A 21,879-nucleotide genomic window follows, 5' to 3' on the forward strand; every position below is an offset into this window, starting at 1 on the left:
TTAGTTGATCAGTAGGCTTTGCATTAATTTCTCATACTGATGAGCAATTTTAGAAGCTTCAAAATCCATTGCTCTTTTCATACCATTTTTCCTGAGCGTATTTCTTAATTCTTGATTAAGCAATAACTCAGACATAGAAGTTGCCAGCTTATCTGGATCTTTTACAGGTACCAGCCAACCATTAATTCCATGTTGTATGATCTCACTAGGTCCATGGGGACAGTCCGTTGAAATTACAGGAGCATTACATGCCATTGCTTCCACGATCACATTTCCAAAACCTTCGTAAACAGAAGAAAGAACAAATAAATCTGCTGAAGCCATATATTCATAAGGGTTGGCACGAAACCCGAGTAGTTTTACATGATCTTGTAAGCGGTAATCTTTGATAAGTTGTACCACCTCATCCATCAGCTTACCTTCACCCAATATTAGCAGTGTTGCTGGCACTTTGGAGCGCATTTGAGCAAATGCTTTAATCAGGTAAGGGTAGCCTTTTTGAGGAACCAGCCTACCGCAGGCTAATACTATAGGTCTATTTTCAGAAATAGCTATGGGAGAGGCTTTTGTCTGTAAGTCCTGATCAATTCCAATATTATAGATAATCATTACTTTCTGCTCCAGAGCAGGCATCAGGTGCAGTAAGTCTTGAGCTACCCCCTGAGAGATAGCCACAATTTTGTCAATTTTATGATATTGAGAAAGAATGGATGAGTATATGATCTTTTTTGTTAAGCTAACGGTCTTGCCATAGGTTTCGCTTATAGTGTTTTGCACCAAAGCGATATGTTTTACTTTCCTTTTGACCCCTTTAGTAGCATAAAGATAAATCAAAGTATGTAAATCGGTGACAGTAATCACCAAATCAGGTTGAAGACGATTGATCTGCTTACGCAAAGGTAATATACAACTTAACCTGGCCAGGGTAGCAGAAAGCTGAAAGGCTTTTTTGCTTCCAATTTTGATAAGTCTGATATGAGGCAGCAAATCCTGCTCATATGTTCCTTTTTTATTTGGAGTAACTACATATATCTCAAATGCCTTTGGATCAAGATGATTTAATAATCTTACCGTATGTTTTTCCGCCCCCCCACTTCCCAGATAAGACGCAAAAACTAATAGCTTAAACGGCCCTTTCATGTGATCTTTCTTAAATGATTTAAATTAATCCTTGGTGGAATAGCACCTATGAGCCAAAGCAGCAAGAGTACAGGCATTAGTTGCTGAAAACACTTAATCATACCCAGATTACTAGGTCTGAAATAAAACAAGATAATGATAAATATGACATTAAATGCCAAATTTCCCTGGTTTGCCAACAACATTTTGGCCAGCCACCTGAGTACACATCCGTACAAGAAGAAGACAAAAAATACACCTACTATATGAAAGTTCCAATAAGCTTCTACTACATCTCCCGGTGGTTTACCCCCTGCCGACCCGTATAATAATGTACCCGTGTAGTACCCAATGCTATGTGGTTTATTTTCCCAGACAACTCTAGGCACAAAGAAGAACAAGCCTCCCAAATAGGTTTTGCCCCACAGCATCCCTTCACTTTGTATTCCTTTTTCTAAGGCGGTCAGGTCAGGTTGTTGAGTATCTCTGTGTTCAGTATCCTTTATGTATAAGTCAAGTGCGGTACTAAAACTAAAATCGGTTAGAATTTCCCAATTCACCTGATTACTACCAAAAGTACTTTTGCGAAGCGCACCCAATACCCCTAGCGCATTTACCGCAATAAAAGCTACGATGAGAATTCTTACCGTGGGAATATTTCTGTTTTTGATGATGTAAATAAGCAGAAACAAAAGGGCAGCAAATACTATGGAAGATCGAGAGCCTCTCAAAATAAACTGAGTAGGAATGGTAGTAGCCAAGGCCAGCCAAAATATCGGATTTTTATAAGCCTTATCATCAAAAGCAAACCAAATCAATGTGGCTAAATATCCAAAATTAATCAATACATGGATAACACCATCTTCTCCCACCGCATTTTCTCTTCCTAAACCAAAAGTAGAAAAATGAGCTGTAATACCTCCTCTAGACTGAACATACAATACCAGCCAAGCAAGAGACAATAAAATGATGGGGATGGTAACACTCTTTAGTCTTTTCGGCCTCCAATAGGGTAAATTGAAAGTTTTCAACTTAATAGAGGTAAAATAGCCGGCATATATACCCACAAGTGACAGGATATTGAGCAAAACTAATTTAATCTCTAGAAATGATAGCTCAGCCTGATTATAAACGGTAAGAGGGCCGGAAGTTACCTCTACCTTACCATACATGGGCTCCAATATAAGAAATGAAATCAACTGTTCTGGGCCCTCCATAATGCTTTGCGCTACTGATAAAAGTACGATAAATACCAATGGGTGTAAAAAACCCACTTCTCTTCTGAAAAAAAATATGGGTGCAAATAAGAGCGTTTTGTACAGCAGGTTTAAAGTATAACGAGTATATGAATAAGGCACCAGGGTTTCTACAAAAAGTAATTTTAGCAGAGGCACCAAGGCCTCATATAGCACGAAATATAGAAAAATCAGCACAAGGTACTCATACGAAATAGACACATAAGGATTCTGCTCCTCCTCCAGTGAAGGCACTCCTATAGCAGGATGGTTTAGTGTCAACGCCATGCTATCAGATTTAGGTTAAAAGCTTTTTCCAATTCATCATTGTAAGGCACAAAATACTGATCAAGAAGCACTAAAGCCTCATGGACATTAGTCTCCGGTTTTGAGTTCTTATGCTGTAATGAAAAATACATCTTTTTTGCCACCTTTTTAAGGTTTCCGGCAGGAATAAATGAAGAAAATGAATTTAAAGCCTTATGTATATTTTTGTGCTTTATGGTATAGGTTCTGTTTCTTCTTTTGAAGTCATAATCTCTATAATAATTAGCATTAATCCCCAGGCTATCTGCAATTTTTGTCAGCACCATTCCTGGTTCACGCACCATATCCTCAAATAAATAGATATCAATATTGTCTATCCCTGCTGCCTTCTTCCATCTTTCTAAAAAGAGAATATAGGTACTATAGTACAAATCTTTTTTCAATACATATAAACTCCTTTTGCGACTTACATAATTATCTAATTGCTCCACTTTGCCAGAAAGTAATATGTCAGTATAATCCATGAAGGAAAAGTCTTTTTTGAAAGCAGACAGATTATTTTTAGAGTATTCAAATGAAGAGAGTATTCTTTGGGAGGGTTTTCTGAGAAGGAATATCAATTTGGGTCTGGGCTCAACAGCACTCAGTACTTGCAAGGCCGTCTCTTGATACATATAATGTGTTGTAGCTTCAAAGGGAAGCTGCATATCCGTTTTATCAAGAAAAAAATTCCCGTATTTTTCCAGTCCATCTTTATGAAAGTTTAACTGTTTATTATGTAAGGGATTGTCCTGATCCATAAGAAAAAAAGTTTCTTTAGGATTAGCCCCTGCCAGTTCAGGATGATCATTAAGCCATGTAAAAAGTGAACTGGTACCACATTTGGGAGCACCACATATCACCATTCCGGGCAGTACGAGTTCTCTACTGTGAATAGAAGCTTGTTTTTTCAAATGCATAGATCTGTCTTTTTACATTACTTTTTTTACCTCCAAGCAAGAAACGCTGTTATTATTAGAACAACATTCGGCTTTCAAATACTGATTCTAAGCACTCGCGAAGTTTTTCAAGATCTATTCTCACAGATCCTTTTACATCTTTTTCTTTCCTTAAGTAGGAATGCTCTCTTTCAGCAATCAGAGGAAAATACTTTAGTTCAAGTAAATTGGCCATGTGACAATATAAGGGCTCTACATAGGCGGGATTGAAAATTTCAATAAGTGTAGTATTAGATTTACAATATACGATATTGGTTAAACCGGCTCCGTGTAGCCCTATAATTACCTTAGCATGATAAAAAATTTCAGCCTGTTCTAACACTCTGTACTCTTCCAGTTGTACAACCTTCCAATTACCAAACTCCTGGAGCTTTTCCAGTAGTCCTTCTTCATTTTCTACTGTACGTCTTCCTTTACGCTGAATGTAAATCAGATCAGCGTGCTTAAGCTTATCTTTATTGATTTTATCACAAACTAATTTGCGTATGAACTGATAAGTATCTATATCTTTTAAGTTTACAAGGGTATTTTGATGATGATTTCCTGGCAAAGATGAGACTATCAGTTCTTTGGCAACAAGGTGAGTATCCTTTTTTAAAGGAATAATTTTACTAGCTGGGATATCAAATATTTTTGCCAGGTCCCTTTGAAATGGCTTCTCCTGCACTATGTAATAGTAATCAGCAGTCTGCCCTGCTTGACGAAACATGCTAAGCCTGCTTATCACATCAAATGTGAAATGAAAATAATTGTAGTGTGGCCCACAGCTCAATACCATAACCCTCCCATCTATGAAACCTGGCTTGGGCATCTTGCCACGGCTTATCAGAAAATGATGATCTTTTCTTCTTGGAATTTCAGGGCATACATCGGTCAGAATCATGCCATCAGGTGTAATCACATCTCCTCTTTTGCCAAAAACATGCCCTCTACCAATCTTAGCTACAAAGGGCTGGGTAAAGCTGATATTTTCTGGCACTGAAAACCGTTCTTTGAATTGATCACTAAAATACTGGGCTTGTGGCTGAACTCCTCTCCATAGTATAGTAGTGTGCTGTGCATCAGCTATATTCACATTTCCAACTTTTTTTGGACCAGGATGACTATATCTGAATTGATTTAGTACATTCCATACAAGGCTACGAGCACTTCTTTTTAACAGACGTATATGTTCATAATTGATTGATATACTCATAGCGCATCAATTTGGTTATATCAACTATCCATTAGCTTTTGACTGTACAAACAGTTTATCTAAAAAAGATATTTTTTTTGTCAGATTATCTCCTATCATTTGAATAATCCATATGCCCTCGCTCCCCCAGTATTGAGAAGGCAAGTAACGAATAAGGGCTAGTACCGAAAACATAAAGCAAAGTGCACTAGCTGCTACAATAAGGAAGGAAGACAGTCCTATTGAAGCCATAAAATTTACTAGAAAGAAAATGTGGATATTCAGAAGAAAACTGATTAATAAAGCAGGTTTAAACAAGTTTAATATACTCATCCAGGATAACTTAGGTAAGATCTGGAGTGTCAAATGTGTCATAAGTAAAAAGTGCAGTACAAAAGCTGCTGCTACTCCCACCGCTATACCTGCCAATCCGAAATACTGACCAACAAAAGCCCCTGATAATACAGCACAGGCATATATCACGTGACGCCTTGCTACCCGAAATACCTGACCTTTGGCCCGGGCCAATGAATCGTTCATTTTATAAGCTACTCTAAAGATAAGTGTGGAAGCCAGCACCTGAAAAGGGAGGACAGCTAATGACCACCCCTCTCCCAAAAAAACATCAATGATTTCTTTTGCAAGAATAATAGCGAAGATACTAAAGGGTAAAATAGCCAGTGCTACCAAACTCATGCTTCTTCTGTAGGCTATCTCCAGTTTCTCAAGATCTTCCTGCTTCCTTGACATGGCCGAAAATGATACCATATCTACCACATGTCCGAATAAACTAGCGGATGCGGCCATCAGATTATAGGCTCGTCCATAAATTCCTAAAGGTGCGGAGCCTAAAAACCGCCCAATAATGATATAATCACCTTTCATGGCTAGGTAGTTGAAAAAATAAGTCATGGTCACTCCACTCCCAAAACCCATCAGTTCTTTTAGAGACTTTCTGTTGATTCCAACTTTTAAAGAATGAGGCTGAGCATAAAAAAGCAGTGCACTTAGGATAATGTAATTGGCAAAATAACCATAGACCAAAGACCAATAACGATGCCCTAAACTTGAAAAAACGATGCCTATCACAAAATAACCTAAGAAACCAAAAAACTCTGCTTTGGCAATTTTGCGATAAGCCAGATGTCTGAATAACAGACTCTGGGACACCGATGAAATACTTCTGATCGGAAAAAGCAGTGCCAAAGCTATTAGTACGCTGTGTAAATTTTCAAATTGGAAAAATGCCTCAATCCAGTCAGCTGTAGCCCAAACCATCAGAGCAAGGAAGCTCCCAAAAAACATTGTAATCGTAAAAGCTGTAGAAATATGGCTTTTGGTAAGCTCTTTAAACTGTATCAATGCAGGCCCTATACCAAACATTGAAAAAAGCTCCAGAAAACCAGTTACAATAGTTGCTGCTTGCACCAAGCCAAAGTCCTCTGGGCTCAGTAGCCTGGCAAGAATCGAGACTGAAATAACTCTCAAGGTAGCAATACCTGCCTTCCCGGTTAACATCCAGAGTAATCCATCTACAGACTTCTTCGTAATATGCTTACTTGTTTCGCTCACCAGAAGAAACAGTTATGTGTTGATACAATCTTTTTGTGGATAAGCATATAGGGTTAGTTAACCTTTTCTATTTTGAATAACTCAAGAGCAAGAAAGCCTCAGTTATTTTTATGAATTTAGCTTTTGATACTTATCGGATTTTTTACTCTTTCCATTTTGATTATAGTAATGTCCATAACCATATGCATATCCATATCCATAACTATTATGCTTCTTAACGTCATTGATTACGAGTGAAAAGTTTTTATATTTCCCCTGATGGAAATCCTTATCAAGATTAGTGAGAAAATAAGTTTTTGAATAATCTAATCTTACCACATAAAGAGTTACATCCACATTATTCATGATAGTAACATAGTCTGTCACCAAGCCAGTAGGAGGAGTGTCAATCACTACAAAGTCGTAGTATTGTCTTAACTCGTAGATCAATTTTTTCAGGTTACCTGACTCTAATAATTCTACGGGATTAGGAGGAATGGGTCCACTAGATATCATTTGAAGGTCTTCAATATAGGTAGGCTGTACAAGCTCTTTCCAATCCATTCTACCCACCAAATAATTACTTAATCCATATCTGTAGCTTAGCTTTTTATTATGGTGAATGAGTCTAGGTTTACGAAGGTCAGTTTCCAGAAGTATTACCTTCTTTTTCGCCAGCGCAAGTATACTAGCCAGATTGTACGCACAGAAAGTCTTGCCTTCTCCACTCACCGTAGAAGTAACCCCTATTACTTTAGGCTCCCCACTTAGTGAGAAATACTGTAGGTTGACTCTTAACGTCCTGAAACTTTCTGCAAGAATAGAATTTGGCACATTGCTTATCGTATTACCAGATTTCACGTGTACAATTTTACCTGCTATAGGAATAGAAGTTAACTTTTCTATTTGCTCCAGGTCTGTAATTGTATCTGTAAGTGATGTCTTGACCAATATGAAGAGGGTAGGTAATATTAAAGTAAGCACTGCGGCAAGAATATAAACCAAAGATTTCCTTGGAGAAACCGGCTCTCCCCCCACAATACGAGCCTGATCCACCATCTTATGATCGGGCAGGTTGGATGCCTTGGCAATTCCAGCTTCAGCTCGTTTTTGGAGCAGAAAGTTGTAAAGATTATCACTCAGGTTAAACTTCCTCTGAATTCGCATTAAATCTTTTTCATTCTCAGGTAGTTTCTCTACAACTCTACGCACCTCTGCCAAACGATTGTTAACCTCTTGCAGGGCTATTCTGGTAGATTCTATAATGTTCGTAACATTTTCTATTATGGTACTTCTGGCATTTGCGATCTGTAAATTCAGAAGTTCTAATTCATTGCTCTTTGCAGTACGGGTATAATTGATGGCTACTCTTTCTTTGTGCAGCCTTTTAAGCTCAATAATCAATTCATTTAATAAGGGGTCTGCTATTCCTACCGAAGAAGGTGCAACGACACTATTGATATCTGTACTATCCTGTAAGTATTTTAAAAGATAATTGTAATACTTTAGCTTGATATTCAAATCGGCTTGATCCGTTTCTAAACTACTAAGCTTGGTTGATGCATTGGCAGCAGTGAGGCTAATATCCATTACATTCTCCTGAGTCTTAAAGCTTTCCAACTGGTTTTCTGCTCCTTTTAAAGAATCTGAAACATCAGACAACTGACTATTGATGAAGTCTATCGTCAAACTGGCTGTCTGATTCTTTTCCTGTAAGTTTCTCTTGGTATAAACTTCACTAAGCTTATTCAAAAAGTTAATTTCCTTTTTTGGCAGACTCCCGAATACACTTAGTTCCAACAAGGTAGATTCACTGCCCAGTCTTTTAATTACTAGGTTTTTACGATATGCATCTGTAATTTTTGTTAAATCATTGATAACAATGCTATATACATCATTTTCATCCGGAAGTTTTTTGAAGCCTTTGTAAGCCTTAAAAGAAAAAAATTCAGACTGACATGCTTCACCAAAATCACAGACCTGCTCATGCTCCACAGCATCAACCTGGACCTTATATTGTTTTTGTGTAAGAGGTTGTATCCTCATGGGTACACCTCTTAGCTGATAAGTTGTTGTATCAACAGTAAGCCAAAAAGGAGCACTGTGATACAGTTCACGGTTCCCAAAAAACTCTTTTTTAAAATAGGAAACCTCAAAGTCCAGAGACTTTAGAGTCTCGTTTATAATAGTATGGGATTGAATAAGTCCTATTTCATTCTCCAGATTTTTATTCCCCGCCTGAGGATATATATCCTGCATAATCATTTCTGTACCCGATATACCATCCTCATCCTGTACAAGCAAAGAGGTACTCATCAGATACACTGGCACAGTAAACTTAAGATACACTACAGCAAACACTCCACAAATTCCTGCTGTAATGAGGAAATAATACCAATAACGAAATATCTTACGGAAGACATCTTTCACATTAAGTGAATGCATATCCTGCTGATGGGGTGGTTGATAGGTCTTCACGGTGATCTAATTAATTTCTGTTAATAAGTGTCAAAATAGCCAATCCTAATGAAGCCACAGAAAGTGTTAATGACAGAATTCTCGTATTAAGTGTGAATGCTCTTGCCCTCACGGGCTCAACATAAATAGCATCATTCGGTAAAAGAAAATAATACTCAGAGCTTACGATAGAAGGATCTGTTAAATCAAGATATACAATTTGAGGCCCCTCATCTGTTTCTCTTACTAACTTCACTTCTTTTGCATTTCCGAATTCTGTCAAGTTACCAGCTTGTGCTATAGCCTGTAAAAGTGTAAACTTTTCCTCATATACATATTGTACTCCCGGACGTACAACTTCACCAAAAACTGTTACTCTGAAGTTAATCAATTTTACCGAGACAGAGGCAAACTTCATATATTCTTCTAAGTTCCGGTCAATCTTTTCTTTGACCTCACGAGTAGTTAATCCCGCTACCATAACCTTACCAAGCATTGGCAAATCTACATAGCCTAAACCACTAACAATAAACCCCCTCATAAACAACAATGCACTACTCACCTGATTACTTCCATTATCATTAGCCATCGGATTCGCAAAATACTGAGTAGTATTTTGCTCTAAGCTTGTGAGTTCTATTGACAGAATGTCATAAGGCTTTACTTTGTAGTCATAGGTACTATAATTTGAGTACTGCTGTTCAGTTTCTCCATTTAAGTATACCAACTGTTTGTATTTCACGCAGGATGCACATAGAAGAAGTAGAAATATGAAGGCGAATCGGTAGTAGTAGTTCACAGTAGTTTAAAGTATAATATCTTAGAAAAACAAAAAAACTCTTCTAACTATCAAATAAGCAAAATTATGGATTAAAAAAAGAGTTTGTGTAGAAAAATAAATTCAGAAAACAACTTAGATAAAATAAATTCATTACATATTACACTATATATTAATAATAAAATACTTATGAGACATATATATTCAGGAAAAAGTACACATATTATTGTTTTGATTAATGTTTATAATTCGCTCTACGCATTAATTTAAAGCTTCTATCCTCTACCAACGACAATAAATAAGACAGCACAAATACCATAAATATAATCTGAAGTATGAATACATAAGATTGATACCTCTGATAATGCGAAATGAGGATATAAGGTGATAACTGCAGAAAATATATCAGTACGCCCCACTGGAAAACCTTACTGCTTCTGATCTTCTTTATGAATGCTCCCAAGAGAATACATACAAAAGGAATCAATGAAAAAAGAATAGCTTTCATTAAACTTTTATAATCTCCTTTTACCCTTCGGTAAATTATCTTTTTGGAATTCCAGTCGGATATAACAGCGCTTTGGTTAGTGAGATTTAATTCTTGGATATTATTAATAAAGGCAGACCGCTCAAGATCCAGGGCAATCCAGTTGCCTTCATGAATATACCCCACGCTTATAAGTTTGATAAGATCCTCAGCATGAAAAGCTTCAGTATCTGCCTTATGGGAAAAGCTTGTTCTAAGGCTATAAAAGAAAGCTACTTTAAGCCTGTTGGCAAGCCTGGAAAGATACTCTCTGGCTTTAAAATTTTCTTTCACTTTTAAGGCAAAAAATTCACCAAACTTCACTTCTCCAAGGTCCTTATAGGTCTGTAAATGCTTACCTCCATAGAAAGGATGATATACCACAAAGGTACGGAGATCAAGTACTCCATCATCATCTAGCATATTTGCCTGATAAAACTCATACCAAAAATTTGATTTAGATGGAATAAACTTCCCTAAGGATGCGTAATTCCTACTACCCCAGGTGAGTGTAGAAAAAAAGGAAACCACGAGCAGCACAATTACTATTACAGCTTGTCGTACTACAGAGAAATTAATAGTGCTCAAACGCAATTTATGCGTATGTAAAACCTTACTAAGGTCAATAATGAAAAAGGCCGCTAATAAAATCGCAAATGCCAGAAACAAACCTGGTGAAATTAGTGGCAACGCAATGGCAATTAGTATTAGGGAAACTAAATTTTTATCTCCTGCCCTGAATTTAAGAAGTTCATTCAATGTAGCTATTGTCATAAAATTGATAAGCGCTACATCCATGATGTTATCTAAAAATGACCTGTAGTCAAGAAGTATCAGGATCAGAGAAAGAAAAACAAATAAATAAGCATACTTTTGAATGCCCGAAAACCGATTAAGCACTTTGAAACACAGATAAATTGTTCCTGCCCAAAGCATGCAGTTGAGTACAATTACCGCCCACATAGCCATGGTGGTTTTTGTACCAAACAAGAAGAAAATCAAAGCAAAAATGCAGGTATTGACTGGTAACATCCAGGCGGTGGGGCCACTTTGTGCTGTAAAGACATTGGCATACCCATTTCCGTTAGCCAATGATGCAGCTATGTTTCCATATTCATAAGCAAAACCAAAATCTTCAGGGGCTTGGTCATAATGTAATACGATGCTGATAGACAAGAAGAGGAATAGGGCTAGTAGAAATACATACTTATCCTTTTTAAAAAAATACATATAGGTCATAGAAGCGACAATTATGCGTATATCTTACCTAGGCAACACATTGTATTTAAAAATACAATAGATGGCTCTGAATCCATCTTTCCAATTGATTTTCTTGCCTTCTGCATATGTTCTCCCATAGTAGGAAATACCTACTTCGTAAATTCTTATGCCAGGAATACGACTTATTTTCGCTGTAACTTCCGGCTCAAACCCAAACCTTTTCTCATTGAGACTTAAGCTCTGTATATGTTCTTTCCTGAAGAGCTTATAGCCTGTCTCCATATCTGTCAAATTAAGATTAGTGAACATATTGGAAATGAATGTTAAAATACTATTTCCCAAAGAGTGCCAGAAAAATAAGATCCGATGTGCATTTCCTCCCATAAAGCGAGACCCATACACTACATCAGCATGACCATCTAAAACAGGCTGCAACAAAATATTAAACTCTTTAGGATCGTATTCCACATCTGCATCCTGAATGACTACAAAATCACCAGTTGCACATTTAATTCCAGTATGAATAGCCGCCCCTTTGCCCTGATTTTTTGAATGACTAATGAGCTTTATGTCCATATCATCATGACTTTCCGAGAACTTCTCTATAACTTTTGCAGTGTCGTCAAGAGAGCAATCATTTACTACTATAATTTCTTTCTGAGTCTCATTAATCAAACTCACATTTCTCACTCTTTCTAAGGTATAAGAAATTGTAGACGCTTCATTATAAGCAGGAATAATAATAGATAATGTTTTTACATCTATCTCCGGCACTACATTATTCCTCTGCCCCAGTGTAGGATTGACTGCTTTAAATTGTAATTGAGTGTCTGTTTTCTTAATAGGATTCATAACAGGTCTGAGTTTGGTTAGCAGAGTAAAAGTTGTAGAAAATAGAATGCTGTTGAAAAACACCAGGCTTTCCTTCACATCATAAAGAAATAGTTACATCTATATTATTACAGGGCTTAAAATATTACTTGAGAAGTAATCAGAATATTATTCTTTTTTCTTTAACTAAATCAACAAGATACGTAAATAAAATACATTATATACTAAAATATATTTTATTTAGTCTAAAGTATCAAATATTTGTTTTTGAAACAACACTTCATTTTAGTTTTTTTTCTATTTTTCTCCTACATCTGTACAATGTTTCGTTATTCTTGTTTTTTTTTGAGATAACAACCTTTCAAAATATTAAATAAATACTTTTTTTTATTAAGACAAATTTTCACTTTGGTACTCAAATCACTAAAGGGCAAAAGCCTTAGCTATTCCCAATAGGTGTATTGGCCAGCTTACCTTATTATGAGTATTTTCACTAACGTTAAATAATTTAACCTTATACCTGCCATAATTTACATATTCTAAGGATTTTGTTTTAGGCCAAATAAATTCATGTAATATTCAATGCTTTTATTTAAATTTATAAATGTATCTTATCTTAATCTGAAAGATTCTTATCCTATGAGTCATATTATCTTCTCACCTCTCCGAATTCTCTTTGAAGAATTAAGGATACCTAGTTTCAAATGCTTATCAAAGCGTTGTAGTAGCCTTTTACTAATAGTAGGGCTTTCTATATGTATCTTAGCTCCTAAATGTGCTTTTGGGCAACTACCCACCGATTTTCAAAAGGTAATACTGCTAAACGGACTAAAAAACTCTGTAAATTTTGAGTTTTCACCTGATGGTAGAGTTTTTATTCTGGATAGGTATGGAGAAGTACAGATATATAATACGGATACACAAATTACCGTATCCGCAGGGACTATTGACGTCTTTCACGAACTGGAAGATGGTCTATTAGGAATTGCGTTTGACCCAGATTTTGAGAATAACAATTACATATATTTACATTATTCACCTGCTTCAGTTACTGTTAACCGGGTCTCACGATTCCAAATGAACGGAGATCTAATTAATATGTCATCTGAAGTAGTAGTGCTAGAGTGGCCCACGCAAAGAGAATGCTGCTACCATGCAGCCGGAGATATGGCTTTTGACTCTCAAGGTAATTTATACATTGCTACAGGGGATAATACAAACCACTCTCAATATTCTACGCTTGATGAAACTAATCCCAACTTCAGCTCTGAAAATACCTCTTCTAATACCGACGACTTAAGAGGGAAAATACTCCGTATCAAACCTCAGCCCGATGGAACCTATACGATTCCCGGAGGTAACCTGTTTCCCAATGGAGTAGACGGACGACCGGAAATCTACGTAATGGGAGCCAGAAACCCATTCAAGATTTTTGTTGATAATACGAATACCGACTGGTTATTCTGGGGAGAGGTGGGTCCGGATGCCAATGTGGATAGTAATCTGGGCCCAAGAGGTTTGGATGAGATTAACCTTACCAAAAGTGCGGGCAACTATGGATGGCCCTACCTTTCCGGTAAAAATGAACCTTATCTGAATACGTATTCAAATCCAAACTTTTACTATGACCCTGATAATCCGGTGAACTTATCACAATGGAACACCGGGATTGTCAACCTCCCACCTGCCCAACCCTCCTGGCTGGAGTTTCTACACGAATGTTATCTAGCTGGTCCGAGGTACTATTACGATCCTTCTATTGACAACCCCAAGAAACTACCTCTGATTTTTGACAGCACCTATTTCTACTATGACTTCAATAAGAGTAAGGTATGGGTAGTAGACATGGATGAGGAAGGGAATGCTTTATCTACTGAACAATTAGCGCCTGATATCGTGAAAGGCGCCGGCTTTATTGACTTAAAAATTGGGCCGGACGGTCAACTGTATATATTAGAGTATGGAGCGGGGTGTTGTCCGAGCAATACCGGCACCGGAAAGTTAGTACGTATTGACTTTACAGGCATAGACCCCAACCTTACCCCTCAGGTAAATGTAAGTGCAGACAATACCTCCGGTGCGGTCCCTCTAACTGTCAATTTTTCAAGTGCCGGTACCAGCGACCCTAATGGAGATGAACTTGTCTATGAATGGGACTTCCAATCCGATGGAACGGTAGACTCTAATGAAGAAAACCCCACTTTTACTTACAGTCAAGCAGGAATTTATGATGCTCAACTACGAGTAGATGACCAGAATGGAGGTGTAAATGCTAAGTCTATCAGGATATATGCCGGTAACAATGCTCCAACTTTTGAATATATATATCCTCCTGATGGGGGAATGATCAGTTGGGATGATCATATTGACTTCCATATTGAAGTAAATGATGTGGAAGATGGTTCTACTTCCGATGGAAGCATTGATTGCAGTGATTTAACTGTAGTACCATCGCTTGGCCACCTGAATCATTTCCATGATGGGCTCGCCATCAATGAATGTGCAGGAACCATTCACCTTGATGCTACAGGCCACAACGCAGAGGGAGAAGATGATATTTTCTTTGTCCTAAATGTTAATTATACCGATGCGAGCGGCTTAACTTCATATGATCAGATCTCTGTTCACCCTAAAAGAATGGAAGCTGAATTCTATGACAATCAGGACAAAACCAATGTGATCGTCAATTCTGATCCATTGGGTGGTGGAAGAAGCTCCGTCAGGGCACTAGAGCATAACGCCTATATCGTACTCTCTGACAGAAATTTGCTCAACATCAATTCTGTCACCTATCGGGTGGCTTCTCCCCAGGGAGGTACCATTGAAATTCATGCTGGCTCTCCTAGCGGTCCTCTTCTCAGTACTGCACCGATACCCGTTACAGGTAGCTTTGATGACTGGACCAATGTAGAGGCATCTGTCACTGACCCTGGAGGTAAAAATGACCTCTATTTTGTATTCAAAAACTCTGGAAACATCAACTTATTTGATATCAATACAATAGAGTTCAATGGTAGCGGGATATCAAAGGATAATACGCCTCCTGCAATCGTCTCCGTGGAAGCCTTAGCTCCTAATCAGGTAAAAGTGAAGTTTAATGAACTGCTTCAGGAAAGTTCCGCGGAGCAGACCGCTAACTATTCTATCAATAATGGTGTCAGTATTTCATCCGCTGTTTTGCAGGATGATGACAGAACAGTATTTCTGAATATATCCCCCCTATCTTCTCAGGTTCAATATGAATTAACAGTCAACAATATCCAAAATGTGAGTGGAATACCGCTCACTCAAAGTCTGGAAGAAAACTTTACTTTGAGTGGAAGCGATGTATTTCTGCGCATTAATTCCGGTGGCCCGGCAGTGAGTCTTAATAATGTTGATTGGAGTGCAGACCAGTACAGTAGTGGAGGTTCACCCTATTCCAATACTTCTCTTCCTATCAACAATACTACCTCTGATGCTATCTATCAAACCGAATTATATGGCGATGTAACCTATAATATCCCTGTTCCACAGTCTGGTTTTTATGACATCAATCTGCATTTTGCGGAGATATATCATGGCGTAGAAAATAACAATGGAGCGGGTGCGAGAAAGTTTGATGTGCAGATAGAAGGCGGGCAGTACACATTAAATGATTATGATATCATTGAAAATGCAGGAGCGACAGCCACAGCCATTATTGAAGAATTCAAAGGTATTGAAGTTAATGATGGCACTTTGACCTTAAATTTTACTTCTGTAGTAGATCAGGCAAAGGTTTCGGCCATTGAGGTTTCTTATGGGGTTGAGCAGACTGATCCATCCATTACCATTTTGAGTCCCAACGATGGTGCTACCGTAACACAGCCTTTTGATGTCACCTTTGAGATCAGAAACTGGGAGGTTGGCAGCGGGACCACACATTTTCATTTAATGGTAGATGGCGTAAACTTAGGAGGGGTATATAATACCGACCCTATTACCTTCAATGAGTTATCAGTAGGAAGTCATACCATTGCGCTCGAACTCATGCATGCTGATCACAGTCCGACGGGCATCATGGATCAGATTCAGGTAAATGTTGTTGCAGGTGATTGTATTGATAAACCTTTTCCAGATCAGTGGAGCGAGGTAGTAATAGGGAGTGAAGTGCCTTACCGTTCAGTATACATTTTTTCCGGAGATATAGACGGTGATGGATACAAAGATATCATCACAGGAGGATGGTGGTACAAAAACCCAGGTAGCCCTGCGGGCAATTGGGTTCAGAATACCATAGGAGCACCAATGAATAATATGTCGCTTCTCCATGATTTTGATAATGATGGAGATTTAGACGTTTTCGGAACCCAGGGTACTTATGTCAGTGCAGCAATGGCCTGGGCTGAAAATGACGGAAACGGTAATTTTACCATTCATACCAATATTCCAGCTGGCACCTCTACTTTTGAGGAAACCTTTATGGCTGGTGCTGCTGTTGGCAACTTTAATAATGTCGCCAACACCCAGATTGCTATTGTCTGGAATGGAGCGGAGTCCAGTGATTCTTATGTACAGATGTTAAACGTACCCACTGATCCGGTAAACCAGAACTGGACAATCACTTCCATTAGCCCAGATTCTTATGGAGAAGCTATCACCGCCGGAGATATAGATGGTGATGGTGACCTGGATCTCTTTCAGGGAGCCAACTGGTTGAGAAATGAGGGCGGAAGCTGGACTACTTTCTCAACAGGTATAACCCTCTCATCTCACTTTGACCGTAATACCTTGGCTGACCTGGACCGAGATGGTATTCTGGATGGTGTGGTTAACCAATTAGGTAATGACCGAGATGTAAACTGGTTTGATCCTCCTGCTGACCCCACAAACGCCTGGACTAAAAAGATCATTGGTAGTCTGGTTGACAACGGCTTAAGCTTAGATGTAGTGGACATGGACGGGGATGGTGATCTGGATGTACTCACAGGAGAGTGGAAAGGAAATCACCGGCTTTTAGCTTTTGAAAATGACCTTTGTAATACAGGCACATGGATACAACATGTGCTACATCCCGGTGGGCCAATGGACCATCATGACGGTACCCAGGCAGTTGATATTGATAATGATGGGGACTTAGATATTATTTCTATAGGATGGGACGTGCGTGTGCCAAGAATATATGTAAATGGTAGTGCCGGGGGACCTGCTAATGATCCTCCTACTGTAGAGGCAGGGCCTACTCAGAACCTTACCCTGCCTGCCAACAGCACTTCCTTCACTGCTCAGGCTTCAGATACCGATGGTACCATCACTGCCTATAGCTGGCAGCAAACCAACGGCCCTTCTACTGCTACCCTGACCAATGCCAACACCGCTACACTCAGTGTCGCTGACCTCATAGAAGGCACCTACACCTTTGAAGTCACTGTCACTGATGACCAGCAGGCTACCGCAGCCGATCAGGTGCAGGTCATCGTCAGCCCTCAGTCCGGCGGTGGAGATACCGAAATCTGGCTGGAAGCTGAATGCATCACCTTCGGCAGCAGCTGGGCCATAGGAAACAGTGCGGCCGCTTCCAATGATGCCTATCTCTTTGTGCAAAATGGATTCCGGAGCACCGGTGCCGCCCCTACTGATCCCCAGGCTATCGCTACCTTTTCTTTTGAGGCTTCTACTGCAGGAACTTATGCTATCTTTGCCAGAGCGCTGGCTGCCAGTGGAGGGGACAATTCCTTCTGGATCAGTATCAATGGAGGACCCTGGAACCAATGGGCGACTATTGTAGGTAATGCCTTCAACTGGAATAGCTTCTATGAGTCAGCGGTCCTCTCTCTGGGGACCAATACCATTGCGGTGGCCTACAGAGAAGATGGGCTGCAACTCGATAAGCTATACCTTACCCTGAATGCCAATTCCCCTTCGGGTATCGGTACTGTAGGAACTAATTGTTCGGGGGGACCTGCTAACGATCCTCCTACTGTAGAGGCAGGGCCTACACAAAACCTTACCCTGCCTGCCAACAGCACTTCCTTCACTGCTCAGGCTTCAGATACCGATGGTACCATCACTGCCTATAGCTGGCAGCAAACCAGCGGCCCTTCTACTGCTACCCTGACCAATGCCAATACCGCTACACTCAGTGTCGCTGACCTCATAGAAGGCACCTACACCTTTGAAGTCACTGTCACTGATGACCAGCAGGCTACCGCAGCCGATCAGGTGCAGGTCATCGTCAGTACCGGGGGACCTGCTAACGATCCTCCTACTGTAGAGGCAGGACCTACACAAAACCTTACCCTGCCTGCCAACAGCACTTCCTTCACTGCTCAGGCTTCAGATACCGATGGTACCATCACTGCCTATAGCTGGCAGCAAACCAACGGCCCTTCTACTGCTACCCTGACCAATGCCAATACCGCTACACTCAGTGTCGCTGACCTCATAGAAGGCACCTACACCTTTGAAGTCACTGTCACTGATGACCAGCAGGCTACCGCAGCCGATCAGGTGCAGGTCATCGTCAGCCCTCAGTCCGGCGGTGGAGATACCGAAATCTGGCTGGAAGCTGAATGCATCACCTTCGGCAGCAGCTGGGCCATAGGAAACAGTGCGGCCGCTTCCAATGATGCCTATCTCTTTGTGCAAAATGGATTCCGAAGTACCGGTGCCGCCCCTACTGATCCTCAGGCTATCGCTACCTTTTCTTTTGAGGCTTCTACTGCAGGAACTTATGCTATCTTTGCCAGAGCGCTGGCTGCCAGTGGAGGGGACAATTCCTTCTGGATCAGTATCAATGGAGGACCCTGGAACCAATGGGCGACTATTGTAGGTAATGCCTTCAACTGGAATAGCTTCTATGAGTCAGCGGTCCTCTCTCTGGGGACCAATACCATTGCGGTGGCCTACAGAGAAGATGGGCTGCAACTCGATAAGCTATACCTTACCCTGGATGCCAATTCCCCTTCGGGTGTCGGTACTGTAGGAACTAATTGTTCGGGGGGACCTGCTAACGATCCTCCTACTGTAGAGGCAGGGCCTACACAAAACCTTACCCTGCCTGCCAACAGCACTTCCTTCACTGCTCAGGCTTCAGATACCGATGGTACCATCACTGCCTATAGCTGGCAGCAAACCAGCGGCCCTTCTACTGCTACCCTGACCAATGCCAATACCGCTACACTCAGTGTCGCTGACCTCATAGAAGGCACCTACACCTTTGAAGTCACTGTCACTGATGACCAGCAGGCTACCGCAGCCGATCAGGTGCAGGTCATCGTCAGTACCGGGGGACCTGCTAACGATCCTCCTACTGTAGAGGCAGGACCTACACAAAACCTTACCCTGCCTGCCAACAGCACTTCCTTCACTGCTCAGGCTTCAGATACCGATGGTACCATCACTGCCTATAGCTGGCAGCAAACCAACGGCCCTTCTACTGCTACCCTGACCAATGCCAACACCGCTACACTCAGTGTCGCTGACCTCATAGAAGGCACCTACACCTTTGAAGTCACTGTCACTGATGACCAGCAGGCTACCGCAGCCGATCAGGTGCAGGTCATCGTCAGCCCTCAGTCCGGCGGTGGAGATACCGAAATCTGGCTGGAAGCTGAATGCATCACCTTCGGCAGCAGCTGGGCCATAGGAAACAGTGCGGCCGCTTCCAATGATGCCTATCTCTTTGTGCAAAATGGATTCCGGAGCACCGGTGCCGCCCCTACTGATCCCCAGGCTATCGCTACCTTTTCTTTTGAGGCTTCTACTGCAGGAACTTATGCTATCTTTGCCAGAGCGCTGGCTGCCAGTGGAGGGGACAATTCCTTCTGGATCAGTATCAATGGAGGACCCTGGAACCAATGGGCGACTATTGTAGGTAATGCCTTCAACTGGAATAGCTTCTATGAGTCAGCGGTCCTCTCTCTGGGGACCAATACCATTGCGGTGGCCTACAGAGAAGATGGGCTGCAACTCGATAAGCTATACCTTACCCTGAATGCCAATTCCCCTTCGGGTGTCGGTACTGTAGGAACTAATTGTTCGGGGGGACCTGCTAACGATCCTCCTACTGTAGAGGCAGGGCCTACACAAAACCTTACCCTGCCTGCCAACAGCACTTCCTTCACTGCTCAGGCTTCAGATACCGATGGTACCATCACTGCCTATAGCTGGCAGCAAACCAGCGGCCCTTCTACTGCTACCCTGACCAATGCCAATACCGCTACACTCAGTGTCGCTGACCTCATAGAAGGCACCTACACCTTTGAAGTCACTGTCACTGATGACCAGCAGGCTACCGCAGCCGATCAGGTGCAGGTCATCGTCAGTACCGGGGGACCTGCTAACGATCCTCCTACTGTAGAGGCAGGACCTACACAAAACCTTACCCTGCCTGCCAACAGCACTTCCTTCACTGCTCAGGCTTCAGATACCGATGGTACCATCACTGCCTATAGCTGGCAGCAAACCAACGGCCCTTCTACTGCTACCCTGACCAATGCCAACACCGCTACACTCAGTGTCGCTGACCTCATAGAAGGCACCTACACCTTTGAAGTCACTGTCACTGATGACCAGCAGGCTACCGCAGCCGATCAGGTGCAGGTCATCGTCAGCCCTCAGTCCGGCGGTGGAGATACCGAAATCTGGCTGGAAGCTGAATGTATCACCTTCGGCAGCAGCTGGGCCATAGGAAACAGTGCGGCCGCTTCCAATGATGCCTATCTCTTTGTGCAAAATGGATTCCGGAGCACCGGTGCCGCCCCTACTGATCCCCAGGCTATCGCTACCTTTTCTTTTGAGGCTTCTACTGCAGGAACTTATGCTATCTTTGCCAGAGCGCTGGCTGCCAGTGGAGGGGACAATTCCTTCTGGATCAGTATCAATGGAGGACCCTGGAACCAATGGGCGACTATTGTAGGTAATGCCTTCAACTGGAATAGCTTCTATGAGTCAGCGGTCCTCTCTCTGGGGACCAATACCATTGCGGTGGCCTACAGAGAAGATGGGCTGCAACTCGATAAGCTATACCTTACCCTGAATGCCAATTCCCCTTCGGGTATCGGTACTGTAGGAACTAATTGTAGTGGCAGCAGTGCACGCCTTGCAAACCTTTCCAGAAGTAGCGCTGATGCCGAAGCTCCCTCCCTGAATAATGAAAACATTTCAGATGGTGGTCAATATGAATACTTAGTTATTCACCCTAACCCGTTTAAGGAGGGCATTTATATATCTTTTTCAGCAGCTGTAAATGTTACTGATTATAATTTTAGCCTCATCACGAATACTGGCGTTGAACTAAACGTAGACCACACAGCTCTTCGAATGAATGAACGTGTAGTATATTTAGACCTTGCTCCATTGAATTTGAGTAATGGGACTTATACTTTAAAATTATACAATCACTCAGACAAGCAGCATTGGTTTGAGAAAGTTGTTAAACCTGATTAAACCTTCATGAGATTTGAGAAATGATTGAACCAGACTAAAAGAAGCTTGTTTGGTTCAATCATTTCAACTCTCCTTCAAAATTTACCCGCTACTACCGATAATTTTTATCAACCAGCCGATTCCCCACTGATTTTCAACCCTTTAGCAGAACTGTGGTATAAGTAATGTTAAAAGTCATCAGGTTTTTAGCATAAAAGATTTAGTTTTTTATGCCTATACAAATTCTTTTATGATGCAAAAAGAAAGTGTTTGCTGTAAGAAATTTGATTAAAATGTTAAAGACACTGCCATCTATAAGAAGAAATGAAGGT

At 40.9% G+C, this 21,879-nt stretch carries 10 protein-coding genes; 1 reads left to right on the forward strand and 9 read right to left on the reverse strand.

What is annotated here, in order from left to right; genetic code table 11:
* From OKW21_RS23960 to OKW21_RS24000, 9 genes are all read right to left on the reverse strand, one after another.
* The gene (locus tag OKW21_RS23960) at nucleotides 1-1,140 is read right to left on the reverse strand and encodes a glycosyltransferase (RefSeq protein ID WP_277484411.1); all 1,140 of its coding nucleotides are present in this window, start codon (nucleotides 1,138-1,140) and stop codon (nucleotides 1-3) included.
* Entirely contained in the window at nucleotides 1,137-2,642 is a 1,506-nt protein-coding gene (locus tag OKW21_RS23965; RefSeq protein WP_277484413.1) for an O-antigen polymerase, read from the reverse strand. The genes OKW21_RS23960 and OKW21_RS23965 overlap by 4 nt, the downstream gene beginning before the upstream one ends.
* On the reverse strand, nucleotides 2,633-3,580 hold the full coding sequence (locus OKW21_RS23970; protein ID WP_277484415.1) for a sulfotransferase domain-containing protein: 948 nt from the start codon (nucleotides 3,578-3,580) through the stop codon (nucleotides 2,633-2,635). Before OKW21_RS23970 ends, OKW21_RS23965 begins: the two co-directional genes overlap by 10 nt.
* Nucleotides 3,581-3,635: 55 nt before the next feature.
* Nucleotides 3,636-4,814 carry a glycosyltransferase family 61 protein gene (locus OKW21_RS23975; protein ID WP_277484417.1) on the reverse strand — a complete coding sequence of 393 codons (1,179 nt, stop codon included), beginning with the start codon at nucleotides 4,812-4,814 and terminating at the stop codon, nucleotides 3,636-3,638.
* A gap of 24 nt (nucleotides 4,815-4,838) precedes the next feature.
* Nucleotides 4,839-6,365, reverse strand: coding sequence for a lipopolysaccharide biosynthesis protein (locus tag OKW21_RS23980; RefSeq protein WP_277484420.1), 1,527 nt, complete (start codon nucleotides 6,363-6,365; stop codon nucleotides 4,839-4,841).
* A gap of 108 nt (nucleotides 6,366-6,473) precedes the next feature.
* Nucleotides 6,474-8,822 carry a GumC family protein gene (locus OKW21_RS23985; RefSeq protein ID WP_277484421.1) on the reverse strand — a complete coding sequence of 783 codons (2,349 nt, stop codon included), beginning with the start codon at nucleotides 8,820-8,822 and terminating at the stop codon, nucleotides 6,474-6,476.
* A 10-nt stretch (nucleotides 8,823-8,832) separates the two neighbouring features.
* Nucleotides 8,833-9,543, reverse strand: a complete 711-nt coding sequence (locus OKW21_RS23990) for a polysaccharide biosynthesis/export family protein (RefSeq protein ID WP_277484425.1) — start codon at nucleotides 9,541-9,543, stop codon at nucleotides 8,833-8,835.
* A 271-nt stretch (nucleotides 9,544-9,814) separates the two neighbouring features.
* Nucleotides 9,815-11,344: a hypothetical protein gene (locus OKW21_RS23995; RefSeq protein WP_277484427.1), complete on the reverse strand. Its 1,530-nt coding sequence runs from the start codon at nucleotides 11,342-11,344 to the stop codon at nucleotides 9,815-9,817.
* A 24-nt stretch (nucleotides 11,345-11,368) separates the two neighbouring features.
* Nucleotides 11,369-12,178: a glycosyltransferase family 2 protein gene (locus tag OKW21_RS24000; protein ID WP_277484431.1), complete on the reverse strand. Its 810-nt coding sequence runs from the start codon at nucleotides 12,176-12,178 to the stop codon at nucleotides 11,369-11,371.
* Nucleotides 12,179-12,796: 618 nt separating this feature from the next.
* Here OKW21_RS24000 and OKW21_RS24005 point away from each other — a divergent pair.
* Complete coding sequence (locus tag OKW21_RS24005) at nucleotides 12,797-21,568, forward strand: PKD domain-containing protein (protein ID WP_277484434.1); 8,772 nt, start codon at nucleotides 12,797-12,799, stop codon at nucleotides 21,566-21,568.
* Nucleotides 21,569-21,879 lie beyond the last annotated feature (311 nt).

The organism is Catalinimonas alkaloidigena (assembly GCF_029504655.1).
GTDB classification, from domain to species: Bacteria; Bacteroidota; Bacteroidia; order Cytophagales; family Cyclobacteriaceae; genus Catalinimonas; species Catalinimonas alkaloidigena.